This is a genomic window from Enterobacter sp. Ap-867 (genome assembly GCF_011752855.1).
GTDB lineage: Bacteria > Pseudomonadota > Gammaproteobacteria > Enterobacterales > Enterobacteriaceae > Cedecea.
The window spans coordinates 1,020,315-1,046,365 of record NZ_VWWS01000001.1; the positions used below are offsets into that span (position 1 = coordinate 1,020,315).

The 26,051-nt window shown below is 57.3% G+C and carries 26 protein-coding genes; 17 read left to right on the forward strand and 9 right to left on the reverse strand.

Going from position 1 to position 26,051, the window contains the following annotated elements; genetic code table 11:
- Positions 1-7 precede the first annotated feature (7 nt).
- From F3J26_RS04925 to F3J26_RS04945, 5 genes are read left to right on the forward strand one after another with little or no spacing between them, the layout of a single operon-like run.
- The gene (locus F3J26_RS04925; protein ID WP_166991945.1) at positions 8-892 is read left to right on the forward strand and encodes an ABC transporter substrate-binding protein; all 885 of its coding nucleotides are present in this window, start codon (positions 8-10) and stop codon (positions 890-892) included.
- Between the two features lie 9 nt (positions 893-901).
- Positions 902-2,461 (forward strand): HAL/PAL/TAL family ammonia-lyase, encoded by a 1,560-nt coding sequence (locus tag F3J26_RS04930; RefSeq protein WP_166991948.1) that lies wholly within the window; start codon positions 902-904, stop codon positions 2,459-2,461.
- Complete coding sequence (locus F3J26_RS04935; RefSeq protein ID WP_166991951.1) at positions 2,454-3,650, forward strand: CoA transferase; 1,197 nt, start codon at positions 2,454-2,456, stop codon at positions 3,648-3,650. Before F3J26_RS04930 ends, F3J26_RS04935 begins: the two co-directional genes overlap by 8 nt.
- Before the next feature lie 16 nt (positions 3,651-3,666).
- A complete protein-coding gene (locus F3J26_RS04940; protein WP_166991954.1) occupies positions 3,667-4,560 on the forward strand; it encodes a 3-hydroxyacyl-CoA dehydrogenase family protein in 894 nt (297 codons plus the stop codon).
- On the forward strand, positions 4,553-5,314 hold the full coding sequence (locus F3J26_RS04945; RefSeq protein ID WP_166991957.1) for an enoyl-CoA hydratase-related protein: 762 nt from the start codon (positions 4,553-4,555) through the stop codon (positions 5,312-5,314). The genes F3J26_RS04940 and F3J26_RS04945 overlap by 8 nt, the downstream gene beginning before the upstream one ends.
- Positions 5,315-5,356: 42 nt before the next feature.
- Here the strand turns inward: F3J26_RS04945 and F3J26_RS04950 are convergent, their stop codons facing one another.
- Both F3J26_RS04950 and hutC read right to left on the reverse strand, forming a co-directional pair.
- Positions 5,357-5,911 carry a HutD family protein gene (locus F3J26_RS04950; RefSeq protein ID WP_166991959.1) on the reverse strand — a complete coding sequence of 185 codons (555 nt, stop codon included), beginning with the start codon at positions 5,909-5,911 and terminating at the stop codon, positions 5,357-5,359.
- Positions 5,908-6,669: a histidine utilization transcriptional repressor HutC gene (hutC, locus tag F3J26_RS04955; protein WP_008454147.1), complete on the reverse strand. Its 762-nt coding sequence runs from the start codon at positions 6,667-6,669 to the stop codon at positions 5,908-5,910. The genes F3J26_RS04950 and hutC overlap by 4 nt, the downstream gene beginning before the upstream one ends.
- Before the next feature lie 107 nt (positions 6,670-6,776).
- Between hutC and F3J26_RS04960 the strand changes: the two genes are divergently transcribed.
- The 7 genes from F3J26_RS04960 (at position 6,777) to F3J26_RS04990 (ending at position 14,645) form a co-directional block, all read left to right on the forward strand.
- Entirely contained in the window at positions 6,777-8,144 is a 1,368-nt protein-coding gene (locus F3J26_RS04960) for a formimidoylglutamate deiminase (RefSeq protein WP_166991962.1), read from the forward strand.
- A 92-nt stretch (positions 8,145-8,236) separates the two neighbouring features.
- On the forward strand, positions 8,237-8,944 hold the full coding sequence (locus F3J26_RS04965; protein WP_166991965.1) for an SDR family oxidoreductase: 708 nt from the start codon (positions 8,237-8,239) through the stop codon (positions 8,942-8,944).
- 87 nt (positions 8,945-9,031) lie between these two features.
- The gene (locus F3J26_RS04970) at positions 9,032-10,495 is read left to right on the forward strand and encodes a hypothetical protein (RefSeq protein WP_166991968.1); all 1,464 of its coding nucleotides are present in this window, start codon (positions 9,032-9,034) and stop codon (positions 10,493-10,495) included.
- A 104-nt stretch (positions 10,496-10,599) separates the two neighbouring features.
- Positions 10,600-11,478 carry a cycle-inhibiting factor gene (locus F3J26_RS04975; RefSeq protein WP_166873231.1) on the forward strand — a complete coding sequence of 293 codons (879 nt, stop codon included), beginning with the start codon at positions 10,600-10,602 and terminating at the stop codon, positions 11,476-11,478.
- Between the two features lie 156 nt (positions 11,479-11,634).
- A complete protein-coding gene (locus F3J26_RS04980) occupies positions 11,635-12,270 on the forward strand; it encodes a carbonic anhydrase (protein WP_008454155.1) in 636 nt (211 codons plus the stop codon).
- 205 nt (positions 12,271-12,475) lie between these two features.
- Positions 12,476-12,877, forward strand: coding sequence for a DUF6515 family protein (locus F3J26_RS04985; protein ID WP_008454157.1), 402 nt, complete (start codon positions 12,476-12,478; stop codon positions 12,875-12,877).
- 331 nt (positions 12,878-13,208) lie between these two features.
- Positions 13,209-14,645, forward strand: coding sequence for a purine-cytosine permease family protein (locus tag F3J26_RS04990; protein WP_166991971.1), 1,437 nt, complete (start codon positions 13,209-13,211; stop codon positions 14,643-14,645).
- 63 nt (positions 14,646-14,708) lie between these two features.
- Here the strand turns inward: F3J26_RS04990 and ychF are convergent, their stop codons facing one another.
- Positions 14,709-15,803 (reverse strand): redox-regulated ATPase YchF, encoded by a 1,095-nt coding sequence (gene ychF, locus F3J26_RS04995; protein ID WP_008454161.1) that lies wholly within the window; start codon positions 15,801-15,803, stop codon positions 14,709-14,711.
- Positions 15,804-15,942: 139 nt separating this feature from the next.
- Entirely contained in the window at positions 15,943-16,527 is a 585-nt protein-coding gene (pth, locus tag F3J26_RS05000) for an aminoacyl-tRNA hydrolase (RefSeq protein WP_008454164.1), read from the reverse strand.
- 275 nt (positions 16,528-16,802) lie between these two features.
- Here pth and ychH point away from each other — a divergent pair, with 275 nt between their 5' ends.
- Together ychH and F3J26_RS05010 are read left to right on the forward strand one after the other, a co-directional pair.
- Entirely contained in the window at positions 16,803-17,081 is a 279-nt protein-coding gene (gene ychH / locus F3J26_RS05005; RefSeq protein ID WP_008454166.1) for a stress-induced protein YchH, read from the forward strand.
- A 123-nt stretch (positions 17,082-17,204) separates the two neighbouring features.
- Positions 17,205-18,257, forward strand: a complete 1,053-nt coding sequence (locus tag F3J26_RS05010) for a MerR family transcriptional regulator (RefSeq protein ID WP_166991974.1) — start codon at positions 17,205-17,207, stop codon at positions 18,255-18,257.
- Here the strand turns inward: F3J26_RS05010 and F3J26_RS05015 are convergent.
- Entirely contained in the window at positions 18,214-19,125 is a 912-nt protein-coding gene (locus tag F3J26_RS05015) for a LysR substrate-binding domain-containing protein (protein WP_166991977.1), read from the reverse strand. The genes F3J26_RS05010 and F3J26_RS05015 overlap by 44 nt on opposite strands.
- Positions 19,126-19,242: 117 nt before the next feature.
- Between F3J26_RS05015 and F3J26_RS05020 the strand changes: the two genes are divergently transcribed.
- Both F3J26_RS05020 and F3J26_RS05025 read left to right on the forward strand, forming a co-directional pair.
- Positions 19,243-19,983, forward strand: a complete 741-nt coding sequence (locus F3J26_RS05020; RefSeq protein WP_166873251.1) for an SDR family NAD(P)-dependent oxidoreductase — start codon at positions 19,243-19,245, stop codon at positions 19,981-19,983.
- Positions 19,984-19,996: 13 nt separating this feature from the next.
- Positions 19,997-20,209, forward strand: coding sequence for a tautomerase family protein (locus F3J26_RS05025; RefSeq protein ID WP_008454175.1), 213 nt, complete (start codon positions 19,997-19,999; stop codon positions 20,207-20,209).
- Between the two features lie 15 nt (positions 20,210-20,224).
- On the opposite strand, the gene dauA is transcribed toward F3J26_RS05025, so the two are convergent.
- From dauA to lolB, 4 genes are all read right to left on the reverse strand, one after another.
- Positions 20,225-21,907, reverse strand: coding sequence for a C4-dicarboxylic acid transporter DauA (gene dauA / locus F3J26_RS05030; protein ID WP_166991980.1), 1,683 nt, complete (start codon positions 21,905-21,907; stop codon positions 20,225-20,227).
- 116 nt (positions 21,908-22,023) lie between these two features.
- On the reverse strand, positions 22,024-22,971 hold the full coding sequence (prs, locus tag F3J26_RS05035; RefSeq protein WP_008454180.1) for a ribose-phosphate diphosphokinase: 948 nt from the start codon (positions 22,969-22,971) through the stop codon (positions 22,024-22,026).
- A gap of 125 nt (positions 22,972-23,096) precedes the next feature.
- On the reverse strand, positions 23,097-23,963 hold the full coding sequence (ispE, locus tag F3J26_RS05040) for a 4-(cytidine 5'-diphospho)-2-C-methyl-D-erythritol kinase (RefSeq protein WP_166992944.1): 867 nt from the start codon (positions 23,961-23,963) through the stop codon (positions 23,097-23,099).
- 2 nt (positions 23,964-23,965) lie between these two features.
- Positions 23,966-24,589, reverse strand: coding sequence for a lipoprotein insertase outer membrane protein LolB (lolB, locus tag F3J26_RS05045; RefSeq protein ID WP_008454183.1), 624 nt, complete (start codon positions 24,587-24,589; stop codon positions 23,966-23,968).
- A 202-nt stretch (positions 24,590-24,791) separates the two neighbouring features.
- Here lolB and hemA point away from each other — a divergent pair, with 202 nt between their 5' ends.
- A complete protein-coding gene (gene hemA, locus F3J26_RS05050) occupies positions 24,792-26,048 on the forward strand; it encodes a glutamyl-tRNA reductase (protein ID WP_008454185.1) in 1,257 nt (418 codons plus the stop codon).
- Positions 26,049-26,051 lie beyond the last annotated feature (3 nt).

The following is a 26,051-nucleotide window of genomic DNA, read 5'->3' on the forward strand; positions in this document are numbered from 1 at the left end:
GAAAGCGATGAATATGAAGAAACGTTGTTTGACGCTGTTGAGTGCCGCGATGCTGTCCGTTGTTTCCTCCTCGTGGGCGGCAGATGCGGGGCAGAAGGTAATTATTGGCTCGGCTGACTTCCCGGAAAACCAGCTGCTGGCGACGATTTACGCCGGGGCGCTGGAAGCACAGAACATCCCGGTGGAGAAGAAGCTCAACATCGGCAGCCGCGAAGTATACATTCCGGCCCTGCTGGACGGCTCCATTAACGTTATCCCTGAGTACAGCGGCGCGCTGCTGAGCTACCTGGATGCCAAGAACACGGCGCACAGTTCTGACGAAGTGGCGACCGCGCTGGCGGCGAGGCTGCCGGCCAAAGTGAAAATGCTGAATACCTCCGTGGCGCAAAACAGCGACGTTATCGCCGTCACCAAAAAAACGGCGGATAAATACAACCTCAAAACCATTGAAGACCTGAAGCCTCACGCGGCGGAGCTGATTCTGGGCGGCCCGGCCGAATGGAAAACGCGTCACGAAGGCGTGCCGGGGCTGAAAGAAGTGTATGGCCTGAACTTCAAGAGCTTCAAAGTGCTGGACGTGGCTGGCCCGCTGACGCTGACCGCGCTGAAGAACAACCAAATTCAGGCGGCGGATTTAACCTCCACCACGCCTGAAATTCAGAAAGACCATCTGGTGGCGCTGGCCGATCCGAAAAACCTGTTTGCGGCGCAAAATATCGTCCCGATTGTGGCCACTACTACGCTGAATCCGACGATTGAGGGCACGCTGAATAAAGTCTCGGATCAGTTAACCACCGCGGATCTGATCGCTATGAACGGGCAGCTTGCGGAATTTGCCAGCATTGATGACGTGGCGCATCAGTGGCTGGTTAAACATGGTCTGAGCAAGTAAGGGCGAACGATGACAAGACAAACTGGCTCCACCGCACGTTCCCATGAAACCGTCACCTTAGGCAGGGCGCAAACCACCATTGACGAGCTGGTACGCATTGCCGACGGGGCGCCGGTCGAACTGGCCCCCGAAGCCCTGGCGAATATGAACCACGTCAGCGGCTATATTCGACGGGCAATAGATGAGGGGCAGGTGATCTACGGCCTGACCACCGGGGTAGGCGACCTGGTGACGGAGCGCCTTTCCGCCGACCAAATCGCCAGCGTGCAGCTCAATATGCTGCGCAGCCACGCCTGCGGGATGGGGCCAGATTTGTCCGTGCGTGAAGTGCGCGCCATGATGGCGGTGATGCTGAAGTCGCTGCTGCAGGGTTATAGCGGCGTCAGCGCCGAGCTGGCGACACGCATGGCCGAAATGCTTAACCGGCAGGTGACGCCATGGTCACCGGCCAGCGGCTCGGTCGGCTATTTAATTGCGACGGCGCATATCGGACTGTCTCTGTTTGGCGAGGGGCAGTGCTGGTATCAGGGCGAGCTTCTGCCGTCCGCCGAAGCTTTGGCAAAAGCGGGGATTGCTCCCCGAGTGCCTGGCCCGCGCGAAGGCCATGCGCTGATCAGCGGCACCTACGAAATCACCGGCCTGGCGTGCCTTGCCGTGCATGATTTTGAGCGGCTGCTGCCGGTGGCGGACATGGCCGGCGGTATGTGCCTTGAGGCGCTGAAGGGCAATACTCGTGGCTATGATGCCCGTCTGCACGCCCTGCGTCCGCACGATGGGCAGCAGAAAACCGCCGCGATTCTTCGCCGGTTACTGAGCGGCAGCGAGATCTTTGCCCGCTACCGCGACCATCGGGTGCAGGATGCGCTCAGCCTGCGCTGCATTCCGCAAATTCACGGCGCGGTGCGCGACCAGCTCGCCCATTGCCGTCAGATTGTGACTATCGAACTCAATTCGGTGACCGATAACCCGGTCTTCCTTATCGAAGAAGATGCGCTGGTTATTCTGCCCGGTGGCAACGGGCACGGTGCGCCGATGGCGCTGGCGCTGGATTCTCTGGCCGTTGCCATTGCCCAGGTCAGCACGGCGTCCCAGGCGCGATCGGATCGTATTACCAACGTGCACCTGAGCGGCCTGCCTGCGTTCCTGGTGGGCAGAAGCGGCGCGAACTCCGGGATGATGATCCCGCCTTACGTGGCCGCCGCGCTGGCGGGGGATAACCGCAGCCTGGCAGCTCCGTCGAGCGTGCATACCGTCACCACCTGCGCCGGGCAGGAAGACCATATCAGCATGGGCGTTTCTTCGGCGCGAAAAGCCATGCTGGCGGTGAGCAACGCGGTGGATATCGTTGCCATCGAGCTGCTGTGCGCCAGCCAGGCGCTGGAGTTTCACCGCCCGCTTCGCGCCTCGGTTGGCGCGGAGTTAACGCTGAGCATGGTGCGCGCCCGTGTGCCATTTCGTGAGACAGACACGGCGCTTTACCCGGATATGCACGCCGTGCGCGATTTGATTGCTGAGGGTGAGCTGAGCCAACGGCTGCTCGCCCTGGTTGAGGAATCCGAACATGAGTGAAGCTTTGCAACCGCTGAAAGGCGTCAGAGTGCTTGATTTATCCCGTGTGCTGGCCGGCCCGTGGTGCGCCTCGCTGCTGAACGATCTCGGGGCGGAAGTCATCAAGATTGAGATGCCGGGCAGCGGGGATGACTCCCGTAGCTTCACCCCGCACATCGGCGGGGAAAGCAGCTACTTCATGCAGCTTAACCACGGCAAGAAAAGCGTCACTCTGGATTTAAAGGCACCGGAGGGGTTAGCCATTCTTAAGCAACTGGTGGCGCAGGCCGATGTGCTGGTGGAGAACTTCCGTCCGGGCGTAACCAAACGCCTCGGCATCGACTACGCGACGCTGCAGGAAATCAACCCGCGGCTGGTTTACGCCAGCATTTCCGGGTTTGGGCAGCACGGGGCGATGGCACACAAAGCTGCCTACGACCATATCGTGCAGGCCTACGGCGGCATTATGCAGGTCACCGGCTGGGCGGAAGGAGAACCAACACGCGTCGGCGATGCCATTGGGGATGTTGTGGCCGGGTTGTACGGCAGTTGGGCGGTGCTCGCGGCGTTGCTGCAGCGCGGGATCAGCGGCAAAGGGCAGCATCTTGATGTGTCGATGCTCGACACGATGGTGACGATGCAAATGGTTTCCCTGACCCAGTGGATCGGCGGGCAGCCTTCCGCCGGGCGGCTGGGCAACGCGCACCCGATTAGCGCCCCGATGGACAGCTATCCGGCGCAGGATGGCCACATTGTCATTGCCGTCGCCAACGATAAACTTTTCCGCCAGCTTTGCTCGGCGATGAATAAGCCCGAACTGACAAGCGATCCACTGTATCTCACCGATCCGCTACGCCTGGCGAACCAGCGGCCACTGCGGGAAGAAATTGAGCGCTGGCTGGCGGATAAAACGGTGAACGATGCTCAGGCCATTCTGGACCATGCGGGCGTCCCGGCTTCTGCCGTGCTGCGTCTCGACCAGATTCTGACCAGCGACTATGCGAAGGAACGTGAACTCGTTAAGCAGGTGACGCACCCGACGGCAGGCACCATCTCTATTGTTCCGCAGCCGGTGAAAATGAGCGCCATGCAGGCCGAGCCCGCGCTGGTGCCGCCTGGGCTGGGTGAGCATACGGCCAGCGTGCTGCGAGAATTACTGGCCATCGACGAGGCAACGCTGGCGCAGCTCAAGGCGCTGGGTGTCATTTAACCGGCGGAGAACGAAAATGGTGCAAATAAATAAAGTGGCGGTGGTCGGGGCCGGAACGATGGGCGCGCGCATCGCCGTGGTGATGGCGCGAGCGGGCTACCGCGTTAGCCTGTGGTCGCGCTCTGAGCCGACGCTCGATAAAGCGCGGACTATTGTGGCATCGCTCGGCGCTGGTGAAGCCGTAGAGTTCACCACCTCCTTTGAGACTTGCCTGAGCGACGCCGACCTGGTGTCCGAGAACGTTGCCGAAGACGTGGCGCTCAAGCAGCGCGTGCTGGGGGATATCGAGCGCCTGGTGAGTGAGCATTGCGTTATCACGACGAACACTTCAAGCGTGTCTATTACGCTGCTGGCCTCGGCCTTGAGCCAGCCGCAGCGGCTGATCGGTATGCACTGGTTTAACCCGGCGGATACCATGCCGATGATCGAGATTGTGCGCGGGGCACAGACCGGGGATGACATCTGCCAGCGCGTGCGGGACATCTGCCAGCACCTGAGGAAAGAGACTATCGTCGTCAACCGGGATATTCCGGGTTTTATTATCAACCGGCTGCAGTACGCGATGCTGCGCGAGGCGCTTTACCTGGTGGATGCCGGAATCGGCTCCGTAGAGGATGTTGACCGCGCGGTGCAGCGCACGCTGGCGCCCCGCTGGGCGGCGATGGGGCCGATGAAGCTAATGGATTTTGCCGGGCTGGATACGGTAGAGAAAGTGGCCGGTATTTTACTGCCCGAATTGGATAACAGCGCTGAACTCCCGGCGTGGCTGAAAGCCAAAGTGGCCGACGGTAAGCTCGGCGTGAAAAGCGGGGAGGGCTTCTATGCGTGGACCGCAGAGACCGCCGCAGCCGGAATGCGCCACCGGGATGAAATCGTCAGGCAGCTAACCGGGGGAGAGAAGCATGAGTGATATCCTTTCTCACGTTGATGGCGCGGTTGCGGTGGTGACGCTCAATCGGCCACAGAAATACAATGCGCTCACGGCTGAAATGCTTGATGAGCTGCTCGGCGTCTTAACCGAGCTGGACGGGCGACCGGACGTCAGGGCGATCGTTTTGCTTGGCTCTCCCAAAGCGTTTTCTGCCGGGGCGGATACCGGCACGCTGGCGTCTGCTTCGGCGACAACATTATGGCGCAGCGGATTCAGCGAGAAGTGGGACCTGGTGGCGAGCATTGAAACGCCGCTGATTGCCGCCGTGTCTGGCTACGCCCTCGGCGGTGGCCTGGAGCTGGCGCTGCTGTGCGACATTATTATCGCCGATTCAAGCGCCGTCTTTGGCCTGCCGGAAAGCCACATCGGGATTATCCCCGGGGCGGGCGGGACGCAGCGGCTGGTGCGTGCCGTGGGCAAATCGCTGGCGATGGACATGCTGTTAAGCGGCAGAAGAATTGACGCGCAGGAAGCGCTGCGTGCCGGGCTTGTCAGCCGCGTGACGGACTCGCTGGAAGAGCAGGCTTTAGCGCTGGCGACTCAGGTGGCAAAAGCCGCGCCGCTTGCCGCGATGATGATTAAAAAAGCCGTGGCGGCCAGCTACGAAATGCCGCTGAGTGCGGGCGTGGCCTACGAGCGATCGCTCTCTGCGTTAATTGCCGACAGCGAAGACCGGGCGGCGGGGCTGGCGGCGTTTAAAAATAAGCAATCGCCCGAGTTTAAGGGGCGATGAAGTGAGATAACGCTGAAACCGGCAGCCAGTCTGCCGGTTTTTTTATGCCGAAAGGGTGACGCGAGCGAAAAGGGAAGAGGCCGCAGAAACCACGCTGACCGTGGCCGGGGCGCTCATCAACAGGCTGTCGTAGTGTTGTAATACCTGGCGTTCACCGTTGACCTCAACCTCCAGATCGTCACCGGCATTAAACAGCAGCTGTGTACCCTGCTGGTGTTTCCAGGTGCCTTCCCGCAGCCAGCTTACCGTGGCTCGCGTGCTCTCTGCTTTATAGATGACGTTAAAGTCCAGCAGCGGCCCGCCGACAATCGTACAGCTGACTTCGCTGTCGCCGCTAAAATCCGTGGCCTGGAACGGTGGAATCAGCGGGCTTTGTTCGCCGTCGACGGTGAGATACATACCTTCGCCTTCCAGCACGCTGATATTGCGCAGATAGCCTGAAAAAAGAGAGAAGGGGCCGTCCTGGCGGATGGTCGCCACCGAAATGCGCCAGGCGTAGTTATCCGTCGCCGGGAAACGATAAATTTCCCGCGTCACGCCCTGGCCGTTTTTCCAGAGCATTTCCGGGCACTGCTCGTAGGGCAGAAGCTGGATCATTTGTGCATGCTTCCTTCGAGGCGGTAGCGTGAACCCGGGTAAACCAGGCGCACGCTGGTGACGATTTTTTTGTTCTGGCGGCCGGTCCAGGTGCGACGATTGACCTGCAGGCAAGGCGTGTGCTCGTCGATTTCCAGATACGCGCACTCTTCGCGAGGCACGTTTACCGCCTCAATAATATGCTCACCTTCAACGATGGGCGCGATGGACGAGAGATAGGCGTTGGGCGTGATACGGGTGAAATCCTGCTGGAAGTAATCCGGCACGATCAGCGAGTTCACCAGGCGGTCTTCCAGCATCACCGGCACGCCGTTTTCGTAGTGGCAAATCAGCGAATGGAACAGGCGGCTGCCCTTGGGTAAATTGAAGGCCATGGCCTGCTGCGCGTCGGCATACACCTGGGTTAGCTCCAGCACGCGGGCGTGATGGCGGTGGCCGCGGCTGGCAATTTCGTCGGCAATATTATTGATTTCGAGCAGCGCGGACTGCCCGCGCACTTCGGCGACGAAAGTCCCGATGCCCTGCATACGCACCAGCAGACCTTCGGCGGTCAGTTCACGCAGGGCGCGGTTGATGGTCATGCGGCTGTAGCCAAACTGATTCACCAGTTCACTTTCGGAGGGAACCCGGTAGTTTACTGGCCATAATCCACTATGAATATTGGTCTTAATAATGATTTTGACCCTTTCATAATAGGGGGCCGGCTGGTCCAGATTGTCGGTCTCTGCCGCTGCTTTAAAAACGTCGTTTTGTGCCATTCATCATTCCTCGCCCGGGTATCCTTTAAAGTTTACTCTACCCCTATTTGGATGTATATATACATGCATGTATATACAATTGATTAACATCGAACCGGGGTGCTGATATGGCGGTATATTTCGCGGCAAAAGCGCTTCTGCCGCAGGGCTGGGCGGAAAATGTCAGAGTGGGCGTTTCGCCCGAGGGCGTCATTCAGTCCGTGGTCGCTGACAGCGTGCCGGATGAAGGCGATATTCGCCTGGACGGCGTTGTTGTGCCGGGGATGCCGAACCTGCATTCGCACGCTTTTCAGCGGGCGATGGCGGGGCTGACGGAAGTCGTTGGCGACCCGGCAGACAGCTTCTGGACCTGGCGCGATCTAATGTATCGCCTGGTGGGCAAAATCATCCCGGAACAGCTGGAAACCATCGCCAGCTATCTGTATATCGAAATGTTAAAAGCCGGCTATACCTCGGTGGCCGAGTTTCACTATCTGCATCACGATGTGGACGGCAAAGCCTACGCGCAGCCTGCGGAACTGGCGCTGCGCGTGGCTCAGGCTGCAAAAAACGTCGGCATTGGCCTGACGCTGCTCCCGGTGCTATATACGTATTCCGGTTTCGGGGGGCAGCCCGCATCGTCGGGGCAGCGTCGCTTTATTAACGACACCGACAGCTACCTGAAATTGTATGACAGCATTGCCACAGCGCTTGCCCCGGAGCCGATGCAGCGCGCTGGGTTGTGCTTCCATTCGCTGCGCGCCGTGACGCCGGAACAAATGCATCTGGTGCTGTCCAGCCAGCCGCAGCCTCAGCCGGTGCATATTCATATTTCCGAGCAGCAGAAAGAGGTGGCGGACTGCCTCGCCTGGTCCGGGCTGCGTCCCGTCGAGTGGCTGTATGACAATATGCCCGTCGATGATCGCTGGTGCCTGATTCACGCCACCCATATCACCGAAAGCGAAACGCGACTTATTGCTGATTCCGGCGCAGTTGCCGGGTTGTGTTTGACCACCGAAGCGAATCTCGGGGACGGCATTTTCCCCGGGCAGGCGTTTTTGCAGCAGGGCGGCAACTGGGGCATTGGCTCCGACAGCCATATCAGCGTCAGCGTTAGCGAGGATTTACGCTGGTTTGAATACGGCCAGCGGCTGAATAACCGCCGCCGCAATTTGTTGCACCTTGGAACGGAGCCTTATGTTGGCAACGTGCTCTACCAGGGGGCGCTGCGCGGCGGGCGCATGGCGCTGGGGCAAAACATTGGCGAGCTGGCCGTAGGGGCGCGGGCCGACTGGCTGGTGCTGGACGGGGACGATCCATTCCTGGCGACAGCGAAAGATAGCGAGCTGTTGAACCGCTGGATTTTTGCCTGCTCTTCTAACCCAATCAAAGACGTTGTGACCGGCGGGAAATGGGTAATACGCGAAGGGCGGCATGAGAAAGACGCAGAGATCAAAGCGGACTTCGCGCAGGTGTTGAAGCAGCTAACGCGTTAGTTACCCGGTGAAAATGCATATCCGCTATTGAGCTATCCGCCTCCGGGCTTTCAGGTTTTAATGCTGGCCTGCAAGTTCACGAGGAGAAAATCATGGCCAATGCACGTTATGCTATTTTGAGCGGCAGCTCTGGTATCGGGCTGGCGCTTGCCCTGAAGCTGACGTCTCGCGGAGACAGCGTCCTTATCGGCGGACGATCGGGGGAAAAACTGCAGGCGGCATTAGCTGAGCTTGGCCAAAATGCCGCAGGTAAAACGGTGGACGTGACCGACCGCCTGTCTCTCCGGGCATTCTTTTCGGATGCCGGGCCGCTGGCTGGGTTGTTTACTCCGGCGGCCTCTTATCAAACTGGCGATTTTCGCGATGGCGATGCCGCCACGTCCGAAGCGCTGTTTCAGGCCAAATTCTGGTCACAGTATTGGGCCGTCTATGAGGCGCTTCCTAATCTGCATACTTCCTCTGCCGTGGTGCTGATGTCCGGTGCCGCTTCTGCCCGCCCCATTGGTGCGCCCGCCTATGCCGCCTGTAACGCGGCGCTTGAGGGACTGGCCCGGGGCCTGGCGGTGGAGCTGAAGCCGGTGCGGGTCAACTGCCTGTCGCCGGGCACCACCGACAGCGAACTTTGGCGTAGCCGACCGGCCGAAGTGCGTGAATCTACCTACCAATATTGGAACAGTCTGGCGTTAAATGGTCGCCCAGGACACGTAGATGAACAGGCCGCAACGGCACTTTTTTTACTGGATAATCATAACATTACAGGCAGTACAATTTATTGCGATGGCGGCTATACGCTGCGGTAGGCACGTTTGTCCGTGGGTGCTTTCGCACTCAAGTTAGCTCCGCCCGGGCCGATATTTTTTGCAGACCAACAATATGGGATGAATTAAATGACAGGTCCGATTGGCAGCATTGGCGTTTCTGTTCCCTCGATGGGGGCAAATATTGCGGCAAAGGTTAAAGCTCCGGTGGTCCCCGCCCCGGCGATCCAGGCCTCAACGCGCGTTACCCTCAGCGGAGCGAGCGACAGCATCAGCGCCGTTTACTCGTTCGGTGCCCAAAAGCTTCGGGCGAATACGCCCGCAGGCAACAGCAGTTTATCCGCGCTGATGGGGGCAACCCTTTCGCAGCCGGGTTCTGTCTCGTTTCAGGGGCTGGGTAAAGAGCTTCTGCTGGCGCTGAAAGATAATCCGAAAGGTTTCTCTCTGGCGGTTGCCTCGCCTGCGGCCGCCGCCGTAGAGGGCGACGTTGTGCAGGACAAAGACAGCGCTGTCGCGCTGAATATCGAGACAAAGAGCGGCGTAAAGGTCAGCATTTCGTTATCCCGCCAGTCTGAAGGCCTGGTCGCGCAAGTTCAGACCAGCGGCGGCGATCTGACCGACGATGACGTGGCGGCGATCTCGGGCCTGGCGGATGGCTTCCAGAACGTGCTTGATGGCCTGTCGCAGCAGCCACCGGCGATAAAAATTGGCGGACTGCTCAACGTTGATAGCAGGCTGTTCAAGTCCGTGGAGCTGAACACCGATGTCAGCCAGGCCGGCAGCTCAATCCAGTCTCTGAGTTTCCAGAGCGACAGCGCTCGGCGCACGCTCAGTTATAAAGACGGCGACGCCACGTTTAACCTGACGACCGACCTCAGTAACGCGGGGACATTGGGCAGCAAAAGTCAGCAGGCCCAGGCGCTTTCCGCCTATGAGAAACAGCTCGACGGAGCAGGATCCCGCGGCCATGCGAACAAAGCCCAGCTTGCCCTGTTTAAAAGCGCCTTCCACGCGCTGAACAGCGATTATGGCTCTAACGAATTGAAAACCAGTGGGATACAGCAAAGCATCACTGTTTCTGCAGAAGATAAAGCACGCTCTTACTTGAGCGGGCTGGCTGATTTTACCGCGTCCTTTAAACAGTCGGACGTCGCCTCAAACCCTTACAAGTCCGAGGAAAAAGACAGTTTTTCCTATGACTTTAGCCAGACCACTCAGGGCAGCACCGATACCCGGGGTGACCTGAGCAAGCTGGCTCAGAGCACAAAGGCGGGCCTCAAGGCCAGCTATCATGAGTCGCTGGTCCCGGGCGGAAAATTGGACCTCACGGGACTGAAATCCTCACAAAATTATACTTATCATGTGATTAGTGAAGAAACGTCGACCCAAACAACGCTGGCGTTCAAAAAGGGCAATCTGGCGAGCGTGGAAACCAGCCGCGCGACCCATAACGCCGAATATGTTCAGACTTACGTTGCGGCGCGTTTGACCGATGAGAAACGCACCCCGTTTGATAAGGAAGAGACGAAGAAGGTCAATCTCCTGGCGGATAATGTCAATCTGAAATCAACCAATCCATTGAATCTGAAATAATCCTGCTACCCACGCTGCGGCGTGGGTTTTTTACCTCTGTCGGGGAACCGGCTCGCCGGCGTTACCACTCAGCCTCAATTGCCCAACGAGTGGAATACCCTCCGATGAGAAACATCCTTAATACTTTCCGTCCTACACAGTCCGATCCTCGCCTGCAGGCGCAAAGCGGCCAGTCAAGCCGCACCGCCAGAACGTCGGCCACAGCATCGTCGTCCCGCAACGTGAATAACCCGTCCACACGGTTGGTGCAGGATTTCGCGAAGCTAAGCGGCAAAAACCTGAGGGCCAACGTGCTGCTTAACAGCGATGATAATTCGGTACCTATTCACCATAAAAGCCCGTCGGCGCTGCTGAAAGCGATAGACGATAATATTTCAAATACGGCCAGAGAGTGGGGGATGCCTAAGCATGAAGTTGAGGCGATGCTGGGCAGCAGCAAGCGCATTAACGAGCCTGTTTGCGGCGTTACGGCGAATAACGTGATGAAGCTTTTCCTCGACACCGACCATTTCAGCTACGCTTTTGAACACGGGCGAACAATGTCGTTACCCCAGCTTCAGCAACAGCTTGCCAATTTACCCGCCCACAAACACTTTATTTTGCGCGTGAATGACGCAGGCATGGGCCATGCTTACGTGATTGATCTCCCGGCCAGCACAAAACCAAGGCGCGATGCGTTTCTGTATCAGTCGGATTTAGGGGAAGGGGCGACTCGCCCGCTGCGTCTTGACGACTGGATGAGCAAGAAAGCTGCACAGCCGGTTTCGCTGAACGATATCAATACGCATTTTATGAACATGGCGCACGGGCGAATCGATCCGGGGCATATTGCTAAGCTGTTCGACGTCGACAGTAACCCGAATATGCTGCGCCCGGAGCGCCTGGATCTACAAAGGAATCAAGGTTTTAATTTTCAGCTGGCGGAATACGACCCGGCGAATCTGGAGAAAAACGTCTCGGCGATTAAAGCCCGATGCGGCTAAGTATTTGCCGCCGGTAGCAGGGAATAAATCCACGTTTAATGTGGATTTATTCCGGTTTGTCGCCAGAGAAAAAGCGGCCTTTTGGCGAGTCGGGGCTGGACTAACTCAATGTGATCTCTATCATGTCGGGGTCACTACAGAACAAGAGAACGTGCTATGCAACATATCATCGAAGGCTTTCTTAACTTCCAGAAAGAGATTTTCCCGCAGCGCAAAGAGCTCTTTCGCAGCCTGGCGTCCAGCCAAAATCCTAAAGCGCTTTTTATTTCCTGTTCCGACAGCCGACTGGTGCCGGAGCTGGTAACACAGCAGGAACCGGGGCAGCTCTTCGTTATTCGTAATGCCGGCAATATCGTGCCTTCTTTCGGTCCAGAGCCGGGCGGCGTTTCGGCAACCATCGAGTACGCGGTTGTTGCCCTTGGCGTAACCGATATTGTGATTTGCGGGCACTCTAACTGCGGTGCGATGAAAGCTATCGCCTCCTGCCAGTGCCTGGATCCGATGCCGGCCGTTGCGCACTGGCTGCACTATGCCGATGCGGCAAAAGCGGTCGTGGAAAAGAAAACCTGGAACAACGAGACCGATAAGGTCAACGCCATGGTAGAAGAAAACGTTATCGCCCAGCTGAACAACATTAAAACGCATCCTTCCGTCGCGGTAGGGCTGCGTAACAACGGCCTGCGCCTGCACGGCTGGGTTTACGATATCGAAAGCGGTGAAATTCGCACGCTGGATAAAAACAGCAAATCCTTTGTTTCCCTGGCGGATAACCCTGACGTTTGTTTCGAATAAATTCACGTCAGCGCTCTTGCAGATAAAAAAATCCACGCTTTGCGTGGATTTTTTACATCTATGGATAAATAAAGACGCCAGAAGCAGGATTGTGGAGATTTCACGGATTTACTTTCCCTATACGGAAAAGCCTGAGTCGGCGGGATTATAATCGACATAAAGCGGGCGAATGCTCGCGCTCAGCCGCAGGTCAGGAGAGTTTAAGATGAAAAAGTATCTGTATGTGTTGGCTATGTCTGCGCTGATTGTTGTGCCGTCCCTGGCGCAGGCGCGTCCTGGCCCCTGGTTTGGTCATGGCCCAGGATTCTGGTCTGGCCCGCGCTATTATCCGGGGCCACATTATTTCTATGGCGGACCGCGTTTAACCGTTTTGCCAGGGCTTGCCACGGCCATAATCGTAGGCGGCCTGACCTATTACGTGGTCAACGGGATTTATTACCAGCGTCAGGGAGCGGAATACATTCGCGTGGAGACGCCGTCCAGCATCAATTCTGGCGTCAGCGTGCTGGATTACAACGGCAAACGCTATTACGTGCGTAACGGCAGCTATTACCAGAAGGATATTAACGGTAACTATTTCGAAGTGCCGCGCCCCGCCGGGCTGTAATCCCCATTTTGTTCAGCCTGTGTGGCAGGCGGTAATGTAGGAAACCCACCGTCAGCGTGGGTTTCTTTTGGCATTAACTGACGCCTTAGTTCCCCTCTTTTCTCAACGTTCGCCCTCCCGTCAACCCTTGGGCCGGTCTTCCACGTCTGTTCACCATCACTTTTTCATATTGGTACATCTACACATCAATTTGGTTACATAAAATCTACAACTTAGTTCGCAAATTCATTATCAGCAGGGTGTGGTTTGCGCGCATTACTTGTATATACATGAGTGATCATTTGATGTGCGATGGGTTTTCCGGCGTTTAATCAGGTTCAGCGAGGTCGTTATGTCTTCCTTTTCATCCACAGAAGAACAGTCCAAAAAGAGCTCACGTCTAAGCGAGAGCCGATCTATTGATTACATTCCTGACGGGGAACGTCACGGGCATGCGTTTAGCCAGTTTACTCTTTGGTTCGGCGGCAATTTGCAGATCACCGCGATTGTCACCGGCGCGCTGGCCGTGGTGCTGGGCGGCGACGTCGTCTGGTCGCTGGTGGGGCTGTTCGTGGGGCAGGTTCTGGGGGCATCGATCATGTCCTTCCACGCTTTGCAGGGGCCGCGTCTTGGCCTGCCGCAGATGATCATCTCCCGGGCGCAGTTTGGCGTTTACGGGGCGGTGATTCCGCTGGTGCTGGTGTGCATTATGTATATCGGCTTTTCCGCCAGCGGCACCGTGCTGGCGGGGCAGGCAATGGCGCATTTGCTGTCAATCAGCGATGTCAGCGGGATGATCCTGTTCAGCGCCATTATTATCGTCATTGCCGTGCTCGGGTATCGCGTGATCCATAAGCTTGGCAAGGTCGCCAGTGTTGTTGGCGTGCTGGCTTTTGCCTGGCTGTTTGGGTCGCTGCTGTTCAACACCGATCTTGCGGCCATTGTGCAAAATAACCATTTCTCCATGCCGATGTTTTTGCTGGCGGTGTCGCTGTCCTCTTCCTGGCAAATTGCCTTTTGCCCCTATGTTTCCGATTACTCGCGCTACCTGCCGCGAGACGTGTCTGGCCCGAAGGTGTTTTTCTCGGTGTTCAGCGGCACCGTGCTGGGGACTCAGGCTTCAATGACGCTGGGCGTTATCACCGCTGCGATTGCCGGGAGCGCTTTTTCCGGACACGAAGTCGGCTACATTGTGGGGCTGGGCAAAACCGAAACCATGGCGATGCTGATTTATTTTGCTATCTGCTTCGGCAAAATTACTTTTACCACGCTGAACGCCTACGGCAGCTTTATGTCGCTGACCACCATTGTGTCAGGGTTCCGCAAGCAGGTGACCCTGAGCCAGAAGAACCGCATTCTGTTTGTGGTGCTGATGGTGGCGGTTTCATGCATCATTGCGCTGCTGAGTGAACCGGCATTCCTGAAACACTTCACTCATTTCCTGCTGTTCTTGCTGGCCTTCTTTGTGCCGTGGAGCGCCATTAGCCTGACCGATTACTTCTTTATTTCGTCCCGAGCCGTAGATATTCCCGCGCTGTTTGATGCCGATAAGCGCTATGGCCGCTGGAACCTGTTTGGCATAGGGGTTTATATCGTCGGGGTGCTGATTCAGCTGCCGTTTATTGAGAACCCGCTTTTCCACGGCTCGCTGACGTGGCTATTCGACGGCAACGATGTGTCGTGGATCATTGGCTGGTTTGGTACGGCGATTCTCTATTATGGCCTGCATCGCCTCGATAAACGCGTTCTGCCAGCGGCGACGGTTTACCCGAATAGCGCTGTTCGCTGATTTTTCTGTGTTTAAAAAAAATCCACGCCTGAGCGTGGATTTTTTATGCCCGAAGGGAAGGGGTTAGACGTTGAACAGGAAGTTCATCACGTCGCCGTCTTTCACGATGTAGTCTTTACCTTCGGCGCGCATTTTGCCGGCTTCTTTTGCGCCTTGCTCGCCTTTGTAGGTGATAAAGTCTTCATAGGCGATGGTTTGCGCGCGGATGAAGCCTTTTTCGAAGTCGGTGTGGATTTTACCCGCCGCCTGTGGAGCAGTCGCGCCGACAGGGATGGTCCACGCGCGCACTTCTTTCACGCCAGCGGTGAAATAGGTCTGCAGGCTCAGCAGCTCGTAGCCAGCGCGGATCACGCGGTTCAGGCCCGGCTCTTCCAGACCCAGCTCGGCCATGAACTCTTCGCGGTCGGCATCGTCCAGCTCGGCGATGTCGGATTCAACCGCGGCGCAGACGGCAACCACGACGGAACCTTCACCAGCGGCAATTTCGCGGACTTTATCGAGGTACGGGTTGTTTTCAAAACCGTCTTCGTTAACGTTGGCGATGTACATGGTTGGCTTCAGGGTCAGGAAGCTCAGGTATTTGATCGCCGCCTTATCTTCTTCGGTCAGATTTTTCAGCGCGCGCAACATACCGGCGTTTTCCAGCTGTGGCAGGCATTTTTCCAGCGCCGCCAGCTCGGCTTTAGCGTCTTTGTCGCCGCCTTTGGCTTTCTTCTGCACGCGGTGAATAGCGCGCTCGCAGGTGTCCAGGTCAGACAGCGCCAGCTCGGTATTGATAACTTCAATGTCGTCAGCCGGATCCACTTTATTGTTTACGTGGATGATGTTGTCGTTTTCAAAGCAGCGCACCACGTGGCCGATAGCTTCGGTTTCACGGATGTTGGTCAGGAACTGGTTGCCCAGGCCTTCACCTTTAGATGCGCCTTTCACCAGGCCTGCGATGTCCACGAATTCCATGGTGGTCGGCAGAATGCGCTGGGGTTTAACGATTTCAGCCAGCTTGTCCAGACGTGGGTCCGGCATTGGCACCACACCCGTGTTCGGCTCAATGGTACAGAACGGGAAGTTAGCCGCTTCGATACCTGCTTTGGTCAGGGCGTTGAACAGCGTGGATTTGCCCACGTTCGGCAAGCCGACGATACCGCATTTGAATCCCATGGTTTAAATCACCTTAATTGCTTGATTATCAATGAATTTAACTGTTTTCATTGAAAAAATGTAGATAACTTTGCGCATTATACACTGAAACCACCGCCAGCGGGCGTGGAAATCCTTTCCCGGTGCGGGGAAGGCCGGTTTATTGTGCTTTAAAGGCGTGCAGACGATTAGTTGCCTTAGTCAGACCCTCTTTCAGCCAGACTTCGGTGCAGCGCGCCGCTTCATCTACTGCGTCGTCGATAAGCTTCTGTTCGCTGACCGGCGGTTTGCCGAGCACAAAGCCGACAACTTTGTTTTTATCGCCCGGATGGCCAATTCCCACGCGTAACCGGTGAAAGTTCGGGTTATTGCCGAGTTTACTGATAATGTCCTTCAGGCCGTTGTGCCCGCCGTGGCCGCCACCCAGCTTGAATTTCGCCACGCCCGGAGGGAGATCCAGTTCATCGTGCGCCACCAGAATTTCGTCCGGGGCGATGCGGAAGAAGGTGGCCATGGCGGCAACCGCTTTCCCGCTGAGGTTCATAAACGTGGTCGGAACCAGCAGGCGAACGTCTTCTCCACCCAGATTAATGCGGGCGGTATAGCCAAAGAATTTCGCTTCTTCTTTCAGCGACTGATTGTGGCGCTCGGCCAGTAAATCCACATACCAGGCCCCGGCATTATGGCGGGTCGCTGCATATTCAGCGCCTGGGTTGGCCAGGCCGACAATTAATTTAATGCTCACGTTTAAAATTCCTGAAAACCGTTCACAGCCGCGTAGTTTACTGCGCGAGGGCGACGTTGACAAAGCGCAATCCCCCCGCCGACACATTCTTGAATAGTTGAGGATCTGAACCATTAGAATTTCAAGTAACTCAGACGCTTATTTGTAAACTTTTGTAGGTCTTTCATTCGTAATTGTGATCGCTCACGCACACGCTCTTTAGGGGCATTGTCTATACTTTAGTCACAAGGATAGGGGATGTTCCCCACCGACCCGTAATAGTGCGGAGGTGACATATGAAACGCAGAAACGCTTCGTTACTCGGTAATGTCCTCATGGGATTGGGACTGGTTGTGATGGTGGTCGGCGTGGGCTATTCAATTCTGAACCAGCTCCCGCAGCTAAACCTGCCGCAGTTTTTCGCCCACGGTGCCGTGCTGAGCATCTTCGTTGGGGCCGTACTTTGGCTTGCCGGGGCGCGTATTGGCGGACGTGAACAGGTCTGCGACCGTTACTGGTGGGTTCGCCACTACGATAAACGCTGCCGCCGGGATGAACATCATCGCCACAGCTAATATTTAGCAGATTTTGAGAAACGGCTCCTTTTCAGGGGCCGTTTTTTTTATGCTTAACGGATTGACCCTCACGTTACGTGAGGCTGCACACTCTCTCTCAGCAGAAGCCAAAAGGAGCAGGACATGTTGTTCAAAGTAGGTGAACTGGCAAAGCGTGCCGGGATCACGGTACGGACGCTACACCACTATGAAGCTATAGGCCTGTTGCTGCCTTCTGCCCGCACCGCCGCGGGTTATCGGCTGTATAACCGGCTGGATATCGCCCGGCTGCATCATATTCAGGCGTTGAGCCGGATGGGAATGAGCCTGGGTGAGGTGCGCGACTGTCTCGAGCGTCAGGCGCTGTCGCTCCAGGAGATCCTGGATTCGCAGATCTCCGTGCTGGATGGCCAGCTGGCTGAAATCGCCGTGCTGCGCCAGCGGCTGGTTACGCTGCGTGAAACTCTGCGCAGCGGCGCAGAACCTGACCTCGAGGAATGGCTGACTACGCTGGAGTTAATGACGATGTACGATCGCTATTTTTCAAAAGAAGAGTTAGAGCGCCTGCCTTTTGCGCAGGCTGATAGCCGCCGTGACGGGGAATGGAAACAACTGGTCGACGAGGTGGCCGGGCTTCATGCCCAGGGCGTTCCACCGGCGGATGAGCGCGCCCAGCGGCTGGCGGTGTACTGGATGGAAATCCTGGAGCGTGACACGGCGGGTGAGCCGGATTTTCTGGTTCGCCTGAACAAAATGCATCAGGCTGAGCCGGACATGGCCCGCCAGACCGGGATTTCGCCGGCGCTGACCGAATACGTAACGCACGCATTCGGCCACAGCAAGCTGAACATTTACCGGCGCTACCTCAACGATGAGGAGTTTGCTTTCACCAGCCGCCACTATTTCGACCGTATGCAGGAGTGGCCGCCGCTGGTGGCCGCGGTGCGTAAGGCCAATGCGGAAGGCGTGCAGGCTGAATCAGAGCAGGCGCAGCAGCTAGCACGTCGCTGGCTGGAACTGTTTCAGTCGTTTGCCGGGCCGTCTGTGCAGACGCAGCAAAAATTCCGCACCGCAATGGCGAACGAGCCAGAGCTTGCCAAAGGCACCTGGATGACGCCGGAGGTGCTGGCCTGGCTGCAGAGGGCGATTGGCGCTATGTTCCAAGCCGCTGGACTAAGAAATCAACCAGGCTCCTGACGCGTAAAGAGAGATGGCGAGCGTGAGGATAAAGTAAAATAAACGGTCGTGAGGTGCCGCCGTACTCCGGCAGCACCTCAACCAGCGTTCCGTCGGCCACATCCTGCTCCAGAATAAACCGGTAGGTCTGAATCAGGCCCGCTCCGCTTCTGGCAAGCGCCACTATTCCCAGCACATCTTCCGCGCAGGTAAAGCCGCCGCGGGTAAAAATGTCGGTATCTTTGCCGTCGACGCTGAACGTCCAGGGGACTTTTCGCCCGGTGCTCGGCAGCTCAAACTGGATGCACTCGTGGTGATTTAAGTCGCCCAGCGTTTGGGGTATTCCCGCCCGGGCTAAATAGACCGGAGAAGCCACGGTGATAAGCTCCGCGTCTTCGAGCTTGCGGGCAATAAGCGATGAGTCCTGAGGTGAGCGGCCGCGAATGGCAATGTCGTAACTTTCATCGGCAAAGTCGATGTTGCGGTTGCTGATGTGAACCTGCACCGAGACGCGGGGGTAAAGCTGCCTGAATTCCGGCAGCAGCGGCAGCACTCGATGATGTGCATACGGGGTAGGGAGGCTAATTCGCAGCACGCCAGCGGGTTCTCTCTGTGCGCCGGTGACTTCCCGCTCCGCCTCTCTGAGCTGCTGCAGCGCCTGCTGGCACTGGCGGAAATAGCGCTCCCCGCTTTCTGTCAGCCTGATCTGGCGGGTTGTACGCACGAACAGGCGCACGCCTAAGCGCTCTTCCAGGCGGGCGATAGAGCGGCTGACCGCCGCGGGCGTGATCCCCATAAAATTGGCCGCCGCGCTGAAGCTCAGCTGTTCCGCGGCCTGGCAAAACAGCTCCAGCGTGCCGATCTGCATCTCTTCGAAGTGGCGTTTCATTCCGATGTTCTCTTTCTATTTATTACATGAGGTATCTTGTCATGTTACGGATGGCTAATTTATCGGTCATTGTGTCATAAGTATAGTGAGCTCCACATTCACCCACAGGAGCAAATCATGAACTCAACCCCAACCGTTATTGTGACCGGCGCCTCAAGCGGCATCGGCCTGGCTATCGCGCAGGCTTACCTGGCTCGCGGCTACAATGTTGTCGGCAATGGCCGAACGCTGAAGCGCTTAGAAACGGCGGCGGCAAGCCTCGGTAACCCGGCGAATTTCCTGCTGGTGGCCGGAGATATTGCGTTGAAGAGTACCGCAGAAACGCTGTTTAAGCAGGCTATCGCTGCTTTTGGCCGCGTGGATATTCTGATCAATAACGCCGGGATCTTTATCCCGAAACCGGCGAGCGACTACAGCGAGCAGGATATCGACGCGTTGATTAACACCAACCTGAAAGGGTTTATGTTCCCGTCTCAGCTGGCCGCCAGCCATATGAGCAAAAACAAGTCGGGGCACATTGTGAACATCACGGCGAGCGTGGCCATGCAGCCTAACGTCAAGGTGCCTGCCTTGTTGCCGGTGATGGTGAAGGGCGGTCTGAATCAGGCGACCAGGGCGCTGGCTTTAGAGCTGGCGGCGGATAATGTGCGGGTTAACGCCGTTGCGCCTGGCATTATCGAAACGCCACTGCACGCGGACTACTCAGGCTCAATAGGTTTTCTCAGCACGCTGTCGCCGAGCGGGAAGACAGGCACCGTGCAGGATGTGGTAAACGCCGTGCTGTATCTGACGGATTCACAGTTCGTCAGCGGCACGGTCATGGCCGTGGACGGCGGCAGCACCGCCGGGGTTTGGTAACAGGAGAGCCGCTATGCCATACGTTAATATTCGCGTCACCCGGGAAGGGGTCAGCGCAGAGCAAAAGCTGGCGCTTATTGAGGGCGTCACCGACCTGCTGGAGCAGGTATTAAACAAAAAGCCCGCCGACACCTTTGTGGTTATCGACGAGGTTGAAACCGACAATTGGGGCGTGAACCGTGAAAGCGTGAGCGCCCGGCGGCGACGCGAAGCCGGGCAGGAGTAGGAGTGAACCTGGCCGCTAATTGGCGGCCAGTGCGGCCTGAACGTCCGGGAAGAACGCAAGGCGGCCGGGAATCGGTTTCACGCCAGCCCGCGCGAGCGTGCGCAGCGGCTGGAATTCAAGGTTCGTCACCCGTAGTTCGCAGCCTTCCGGCATTTTCTCTACAAAGCGCTGGAAGGCATCCAGACCCCCTGCGTCCAGCACCGGAACCGCATCCCATTGCAGAATAACCACCCGATGCCCCGGCACCTGCTGGGCCAGCTGAATGAACAATCCTTCGGCAGCGGCAAAGAACAGCGGCCCCGTGACGCGCAGCGCCAGCACATCCTCAGGCACATTCACATTGCTAAGCGGCGCGAGGCGAGTCATTCGAGCCACGCGTCGCATGAAAAGCAGCGACGCCAGCACAATGCCGACGCTGATGGCAATCACCATATCAAACAGCACGGTCAGCGACATGCAGATCAGCATCACGATGATGTCGTCTTTCGGCGCCCGGCGCAGCAGGTTGACGACTTTATGCGCCTCGCTCATGTTCCACGCCACCATCAGCAGCAGGGCCGCCATCGCCGAGAGAGGCAGCCAGGAAAGCAGAGGGGCTAGCGCCAGCAGGGCCAGGATCACCAGCAGCGAGTGAATAATGGCGGCCACAGGCGAAGTTGCCCCGGCACGCACGTTGGCGGCTGAGCGAGCAATGGCCGCGGTGGCGGTAATTCCGCCGAAGAACGGGGCAATAATATTTCCCAGCCCCTGGCCGACCAGCTCGCTATTGGCGTTATGTTTGGTGCCGGTCATGCCGTCCAGCACCACCGCACAAAGCAGGGATTCGATGGCACCCAGCATGGCCATAGAGAACGCCGCAGGTAGCAGGGCGCTGAGTGAGTCCCAGCTAAGCGTAAAGTCCGAATCTGGCATCGCCCACGGGAGCGTTAGCTGAGGCAGCAGTTGGGGAATGCCGTTGCCCTGGGTGCCGTCGGCAAGCACGTAGTGGAACCGGGAGCCAATCGTCGCAACTTCACCACCAAGCAAAGTCACCATCGCCATCACGGCGCAGCCCGCCAGCAGCGCAGGCAGATGCCCCGGCAGGCGAAGCCCCAGGCGCGGCCAGAGAATCAGCACCGCCAGCGTCACGATGCCGATCGCAGCGTCGCCCATATTCAGCGTGGGCAGCGCCATCGCCAGCGCGGCCACTTTATTCAGGTAGTGTTCCGGCACGTGCTCCAGCGTAAGGCCGAAAAAGTCTTTCACCTGCATCGTCGCAATGGTGATGCCTATCCCGGAGGTAAAGCCCAACGTCACCGACAGCGGAATGTATTCGATAAGCCGCCCAAAGCGTGCCAGCCCAAACAGGATCAGGAATATCCCGGACATCAGCGTGGCAACCAGCAGGCCAGCAAGCCCGAATTGTTGCGCGACGGGGTAGAGGATCACCACGAAAGCCGCTGTCGGGCCGGAGACGCTGAAGCGCGAGCCGCCGCTAAGGGCGATGACAATCCCGGCCACGGCGGCAGTATACAAACCGTACTGCGGCGCAACGCCGCTGCCGATGGCCAGCGCCATGGCCAGAGGAATAGCGATGATCCCGACGGTCACACCGGCGATGGCGTCCCGGCTAAAGCGGGACAGGGTGTACTTTTCGCGCCAGCAGGCATCAATCAGGGCGCGGAATGGCATTACGTGAGAAGAAGATACGGTTTTCACTTGTGATTCCATCCGTGAGCGCATCATCTGTCGTTCAGGCAGGTGAAGGAGGCATTGAAAAAGAGTAGTTCAAAAACGAAAAAACCCGCCGCAGCGGGTTTTAAAAGCAACGTCTATCAGTGCTCGAACATCGCAGAGATAGATTCTTCGTTACTGATACGACGAATGGCTTCTGCCAGCATACCGGACAGGGTCAGGGTACGGACGTTTGGCAGGGCTTTGATTTCGTCAGACAGCGGGATGGTATCGCAGACAATCACTTCGTCGATCACCGAGTTGCGCAGGTTGTGCACCGCGTTACCGGAGAAGATAGGGTGAGTGGCATAGGCGAATACGCGTTTAGCGCCGCGTTCTTTCAGCGCTTCAGCTGCTTTACACAGGGTGCCGCCGGTATCAATCATGTCGTCAACCAGTACGCAATCACGGCCGGACACGTCACCGATGATATGCATAACCTGGGAAACGTTAGCGCGCGGACGGCGCTTGTCGATGATAGCCATATCTGTGTCGTTCAACAGCTTAGCGATAGCACGGGCACGTACCACGCCGCCGATGTCCGGGGAAACCACGATTGGATTTTCCAGGCCGATTTGCAGCATATCTTCCAGCAGAATTGGGCTACCGAAGACGTTGTCTACCGGGACGTCAAAGAAGCCCTGGATTTGTTCAGCGTGCAGGTCCACGGTGAGAACACGGTCAACCCCTACGCTTGAGAGGAAGTCAGCAACGACTTTCGCAGTGATGGGTACACGAGCGGAGCGCACACGACGGTCCTGACGAGCGTAGCCAAAGTAAGGGATAACAGCGGTGATACGACCTGCAGAAGCGCGGCGCAGGGCATCAACCATAACAACCAATTCCATCAGGTTGTCGTTCGTTGGGGCACAGGTGGACTGGATGATGAAAATATCACCACCGCGTACATTTTCGTTGATTTGTACGCTTACTTCACCGTCGCTAAAGCGACCGACGGCGGCGTCACCAAGGGAGGTGTACAGGCGGTTGGCAATACGTTGTGCTAGTTCCGGGGTGGCGTTACCAGCAAAAAGCTTCATATCAGGCACGAGAAGAACCTCAGGCATGCGTCCAGTGGCGGATGGTTGCTACCGCATAATGTGCGGGCGGGGTAGCCCCCATCCAGGCGGTGTATTAAAGAGCACGATGCAACGTCTGAAACGAGGTGACGTTGTCACCAATGCCCAGCTTGCCCGGATATGGCCTGATGCAGCGGAGATCTATTAACGCCTCGCGCAACAAACCCATGCAGCCATTCCGGGGCTTGCTCAAGCACCTGCCGGGCGGCGTGCTCGGTGTTAAATTCAGCAAACACACAAGCGCCGGTGCCGGTCAGGCGCGACGGCGCGTATTCTAACAGCCAGGAAAGCGCGGCATCAACCTCGCGAAAACGTTTTCTTGCGATAACCTCACAATCGTTGACAAATTCACATTTTAGCAACGTCGTAATTGACCTGACCGGGGTTTCGCGCGGGAGGTCAGGATCGCCAAAAATGATCGGCGTTGGAATACTGACGCCCGGATGAGCAACCAGGTACCATTTTTCTTCAGGTTCGACCGGCGTCAGGATTTCACCGACGCCTTCAGCAAAGGCGGCGTGGCCCCTGACAAATACCGGCACGTCGGCACCAAGGCGAATGCCCAGCGCGGCCAGTTCGTCTTCGCTGCAGCCGGTTTTCCAGAGCTGGTTCAGTGCCACCAGTACGGTAGCCGCGTTGGAGGAGCCGCCGCCCAGCCCACCGCCCATTGGAAGCTGCTTCTCAACGCCGAGATCGGCGCCTGCGCCCGCGGGCAGGGTGCCTTTTTCTGCCGCGAATTCCATCAGCATACGGGCGGCGCGCACAATCAGGTTTTCTTCATCAGGCACGGCGTCAATCGGCGTCACCAGCCGAATGACGCCGTCGGAACGCGGTTCGATGGTGAGCGTATCGCCATAATCAAGAAACTGAAACAGCGTCTGCAGGTTGTGATAACCGTCGGCACGGCGGCCGGTGATGTACAGAAACAGGTTCAGTTTTGCAGGGGCAGGCCAGCGGGAAATCATTATTTCACCGTCCAGCTGTCCATTTTCAGCTTGATACGCTGGTCGCCTTCGCGCAATTCCATGTTGGACGGCAGAGAAGGTTGGGTTTTGCTGTCGTAATCACTGTATACCACTTTCCAGGTTTTGCCGCCCTGGGTGTAGTTTACTTCGCGCAGGCGGTACTGGTCGTCCAGCTTGTAGTCCGTGGAGTCGCCCGGCAGGCCGAGCATCCACTGGCGCAGGCTGTTCAGCGGAATAGGCATCCCGGTCAGCTTGCCGATCATCTCTTCCGCATCTGTGGCGGTGTAGCGCTTGCCGTCGCGGTCGGTTAACTGAACCCGATCCGGCTGAGCATTAAGCTCAAGTTCGGTGCTGCCGAGCGGGTTGGTCAGCAGCAGGCGGTAACGGTCCGGGGCAGTTTGCTGCCAGTTAAAGCGGGCATATACCTTTTGGCTATCGGAGAGATAAGCAAAAGCGCCACGCGTCTGATATTGGGTGATTTTTTGCACTTGTTGCTGGTGTTCTAACCACTGCGGCGAGTCAGGACTTTTGCCCGGGCCGCTCGGTTGGGTGACTGAACAGGCGGCCAGCACGAGGCTGGCAAGGGGCAGAAGGCGCATCAGGCGGGCTTTTGGCATCAACATGGCGGCAGCAAATCCTTAAATTCATTTTTGTGGTCAACCGTTCATGCTAGCGGGCGGGCGGCAGGGCGTCTACGGTCATGTTGTCTTAAATCATAAATCATCCACTTACTCCACAAGGGGAAGCTCTCTTTTATTGATTCGGCTCATCCTGTATGATGCGACCAGAAATCCTTATCAACATCGGTATTACTCAGACCGCTCCATGACCCTGTTAGCGTTAGGAATTAACCACAAAACCGCGCCGGTATCGCTGCGAGAACGTGTAACGTTTTCGCCAGACACGCTCGACCAGGCGTTGGGCAGTTTGCTGGAACAGCCTATGGTTCAGGGCGGAGTGGTGCTGTCGACCTGCAACAGAACCGAGTTATATCTGAGCGTTGAGCAACAGGAAAACCTGCACGAAGGGCTGGTGCGCTGGCTGTGTGATTACCACAACCTCAACGAAGAGGAAGTGCGTAAAAGCCTTTACTGGCACCACGATAACGACGCCGTCAGCCATCTGATGCGCGTGGCCAGTGGCCTGGATTCACTGGTGCTGGGCGAACCGCAGATCCTCGGGCAGGTGAAAAAAGCCTTTGCCGACTCCCAAAAAGGCCATTCGCTTTCCAGCGAGCTGGAGCGCATGTTCCAGAAGTCCTTCTCCGTTGCCAAGCGCGTGCGCACCGAAACCGACATTGGCGCCAGCGCCGTTTCCGTCGCGTTTGCCGCCTGCACCCTGGCACGGCAAATCTTTGAATCGCTCTCCTCGGTAACTGTCCTGCTGGTCGGTGCCGGGGAGACTATCGAACTGGTTGCCCGCCATCTGCGCGAGCATAAAGTTGAGAAGATGATTATCGCCAACCGTACCCGAGAACGCGCTCAGGTGCTGGCCGATGAGGTCGGCGCGGAAGTGATTAGCCTGAGTGAAATTGACGAACGTCTGGCGGATGCCGATATCATCATCAGTTCTACCGCCAGCCCGCTGCCTATCATCGGCAAGGGGATGATGGAACGCGCGCTTAAAGCCCGTCGTAACCAGCCGATGCTGCTGGTAGACATCGCCGTACCGCGTGACGTTGAACCCGAAGTCGGTAAGCTGGCGAACGCCTACCTTTACAGCGTGGACGACCTGCAGGCCATTATTCAGAGCAACCTTGCGCAGCGCAAAGCGGCGGCGGTTGAGGCTGAAACTATCGTGGCGCAGGAATGCAGTGAATTTATGGCCTGGCTGCGCGCGCAAAGCGCCTCCGAGACCATTCGCGAATACCGTAGTCAGGCAGAGCAGGTGAGAGACGACCTGGCTGCCAAAGCGCTGGCTGCCCTACAACAGGGCGGCGACGCGGAATCCGTACTGCAGGATCTGGCCTGGAAACTGACCAATCGCCTGATTCATGCCCCAACCAAATCGCTCACGCAGGCTGCCCGTGACGGGGACGACGAACGCCTGCAAATCCTGCGTAACAGCCTCGGGCTGGATTAGCAC

Bases quoted from the DNA above. Each gene is read 5' to 3' on its own strand.
- F3J26_RS04925 (WP_166991945.1), top strand. From the start codon at position 8: ATGAATATGAAGAAACGTTGTTTGACGCTGTTGAGTGCCGCGATGCTG.
- F3J26_RS04930 (WP_166991948.1), top strand. From the start codon at position 902: ATGACAAGACAAACTGGCTCCACCGCACGTTCCCATGAAACCGTCACC.
- F3J26_RS04935 (WP_166991951.1), top strand. From the start codon at position 2,454: ATGAGTGAAGCTTTGCAACCGCTGAAAGGCGTCAGAGTGCTTGATTTA.
- F3J26_RS04940 (WP_166991954.1), top strand. From the start codon at position 3,667: ATGGTGCAAATAAATAAAGTGGCGGTGGTCGGGGCCGGAACGATGGGC.
- F3J26_RS04945 (WP_166991957.1), top strand. From the start codon at position 4,553: ATGAGTGATATCCTTTCTCACGTTGATGGCGCGGTTGCGGTGGTGACG.
- F3J26_RS04950 (WP_166991959.1), bottom strand. From the start codon at position 5,911: ATGATCCAGCTTCTGCCCTACGAGCAGTGCCCGGAAATGCTCTGGAAA.
- hutC (WP_008454147.1), bottom strand. From the start codon at position 6,669: ATGGCACAAAACGACGTTTTTAAAGCAGCGGCAGAGACCGACAATCTG.
- F3J26_RS04960 (WP_166991962.1), top strand. From the start codon at position 6,777: ATGGCGGTATATTTCGCGGCAAAAGCGCTTCTGCCGCAGGGCTGGGCG.
- F3J26_RS04965 (WP_166991965.1), top strand. From the start codon at position 8,237: ATGGCCAATGCACGTTATGCTATTTTGAGCGGCAGCTCTGGTATCGGG.
- F3J26_RS04970 (WP_166991968.1), top strand. From the start codon at position 9,032: ATGACAGGTCCGATTGGCAGCATTGGCGTTTCTGTTCCCTCGATGGGG.
- F3J26_RS04975 (WP_166873231.1), top strand. From the start codon at position 10,600: ATGAGAAACATCCTTAATACTTTCCGTCCTACACAGTCCGATCCTCGC.
- F3J26_RS04980 (WP_008454155.1), top strand. From the start codon at position 11,635: ATGCAACATATCATCGAAGGCTTTCTTAACTTCCAGAAAGAGATTTTC.
- F3J26_RS04985 (WP_008454157.1), top strand. From the start codon at position 12,476: ATGAAAAAGTATCTGTATGTGTTGGCTATGTCTGCGCTGATTGTTGTG.
- F3J26_RS04990 (WP_166991971.1), top strand. From the start codon at position 13,209: ATGTCTTCCTTTTCATCCACAGAAGAACAGTCCAAAAAGAGCTCACGT.
- ychF (WP_008454161.1), bottom strand. From the start codon at position 15,803: ATGGGATTCAAATGCGGTATCGTCGGCTTGCCGAACGTGGGCAAATCC.
- ychH (WP_008454166.1), top strand. From the start codon at position 16,803: ATGAAACGCAGAAACGCTTCGTTACTCGGTAATGTCCTCATGGGATTG.
- F3J26_RS05010 (WP_166991974.1), top strand. From the start codon at position 17,205: ATGTTGTTCAAAGTAGGTGAACTGGCAAAGCGTGCCGGGATCACGGTA.
- F3J26_RS05015 (WP_166991977.1), bottom strand. From the start codon at position 19,125: ATGAAACGCCACTTCGAAGAGATGCAGATCGGCACGCTGGAGCTGTTT.
- F3J26_RS05020 (WP_166873251.1), top strand. From the start codon at position 19,243: ATGAACTCAACCCCAACCGTTATTGTGACCGGCGCCTCAAGCGGCATC.
- F3J26_RS05025 (WP_008454175.1), top strand. From the start codon at position 19,997: ATGCCATACGTTAATATTCGCGTCACCCGGGAAGGGGTCAGCGCAGAG.
- lolB (WP_008454183.1), bottom strand. From the start codon at position 24,589: ATGTTGATGCCAAAAGCCCGCCTGATGCGCCTTCTGCCCCTTGCCAGC.
- hemA (WP_008454185.1), top strand. From the start codon at position 24,792: ATGACCCTGTTAGCGTTAGGAATTAACCACAAAACCGCGCCGGTATCG.